The following is a 1,812-nucleotide window of genomic DNA, read 5'->3' as shown; positions in this document are numbered from 1 at the left end:
ACCGCGCCGCGCAGGACGTCGGCAAGATCGACACCTGGAGCATCACCTTCTGATGCTTCGCCTCGCGAGCGCCTTCCGCCGCCGCGGCGGACAGGTTCGAGCGCGCGCTTAGGGGAGCGCATCGCCGCCGCACCGGCACCCAAGGTGCGGCGGCGGCAAGACAGCGGCCCGGACGCGGGCTGCCGCCCACGACGCCGCGTCCGGCCCGCCTCGGCCGGGCGCGACGGCGCGGGCCCGTTGCAATACCGCTGCGACCGCCCTCCAGCGGTCGTGCGCGGCCGCAGTCATCGCCTCATCGCCACCATCGCCTGATATCCCAACGGACGGAGACAGACATGAAACGCATGACCCTGACCCTAGGCCTGCTCGCGCTTTCGATCGGCACGGCGCTGGCCGGGCCGAATCAACGCCCGGCCGCTTTCGATCACGCCGGCCTGACCCGCATCGACCGCATCGGCGTGCGCAGCATGCCGGCCGTGGACGTGGCCAAGCTGCGCGCCGAAGACCTCAAGCGCGAACAGCGCCGCGAGATCCCGCGCTTCGCCACCGCGCTGGCGGTGGACATCGACACGCTCAAGGACGGCGTGTGGGAAGACCTGGATGCCGAGACCGCGATCTGGCGCACGCGCATCGAATCCAAGAACGCGCTGTCGCTGAACTTCCACTTTGACCGGTTCAAGCTGCCGGCCGGCGCGCGCATGCTGATTTATCCCGCCGACCAGACCCCGGGCGCCGCCGCCGGCCGCGTGCGCAGCTTCACCGCCGCCGACAACAACGCCTTCGGCGAACTGTGGACGCCGGTGGTGCTCGGCGACGAAGCGGTGATCGAAGTGGTGGTGCCCAAGGCCAAGCTCGGCGAACTGAAGCTGCATCTGGCCAAGGTCAACCACGACTACGTCGGCCTCGGCCGCATCGCCCGCGACGCCGCCGCGCTGGATTCGACCAAGGGCGTCTCCGGCAGCTGCAACATCGACGTGGTCTGCCCGGAGGGCAACGGCCACCGCGACATCATCCGCTCGGTCGCGGCCTACTCCAAGCAGGGCACCATGTGGTGCACCGGCTCGTTGGTCAACAACACCGCCAACGACAAGAAGATGTACTTTCTGACCGCGAATCATTGCGGCATGACCAGCGCATCGGTCAACAATTCGATGGTGGTGTACTGGAATTACCAGAATTCCACTTGCCGCGCCCCTGGTTCGGCCGCCAGTGGCGCCAACGGCGACGGTTCGCTGGCGCAGTCGCAGACCGGCGCCACCTTGCGCGCGACCAACGCCGCTTCCGACTTCACCCTGCTCGAACTCACCACCGCGGCCAACCCGGCGTACAACTTGTATTGGGCCGGTTGGGACCGTCGCGACCAGAACTTCGCCGGCGCGATCGCGATCCACCATCCGCGCGTGGCGGAGAAGCGCATCAGCCTGGTCGAGGGCACCACCACCTTCGGCGGTTTCGAAGGGCAGGCCGGTACCCAGGCGCTGCACGTTCAATGGTTCGCCAACGGCGGCGTGACCGAAGGCGGGTCCTCGGGTTCGCCGCTGTACAGCGCCGACCATCGGGTGATCGGCCAGCTCTACGGCGGTCCGTCGAGTTGCAGCGCCACCGGCGACCAGCGCAAAGACTGGTACGGCCGCATCTTCACCTCCTGGACCGGCGGCGGCACCGCCGCGACCCGTCTGAGCAACTGGCTCGACCCGGGCAATACCGGACAGAGTTTCATCGACGGCCTGGACTCGGGCGGAACGCCCGGCAACAACCCGCCGGTGGCGAACTTCAGCGCCTCGGCGAGCGGCCTGACGGTGAGCTTCACCG

Annotated in this window: 1 protein-coding gene; it reads left to right on the top strand. The window is 68.5% G+C overall.

Annotation, left to right across the window (positions count from 1 at the left end):
• Positions 1 to 335: 335 nt before the first annotated feature.
• The coding region (locus TX83_RS18010) for a trypsin-like serine peptidase (protein ID WP_064749368.1) at positions 336 to 1,812 on the top strand (1,477 nt) is incomplete at its 3' end.

The sequence above is a fragment of the Lysobacter antibioticus HS124 genome (assembly GCF_000336385.2).
Taxonomy (GTDB): domain Bacteria; phylum Pseudomonadota; class Gammaproteobacteria; order Xanthomonadales; family Xanthomonadaceae; genus Lysobacter; species Lysobacter firmicutimachus.
Note: the sequence above shows the minus strand (reverse complement) of the source record. Positions and strands in the feature narration are given on the sequence as shown.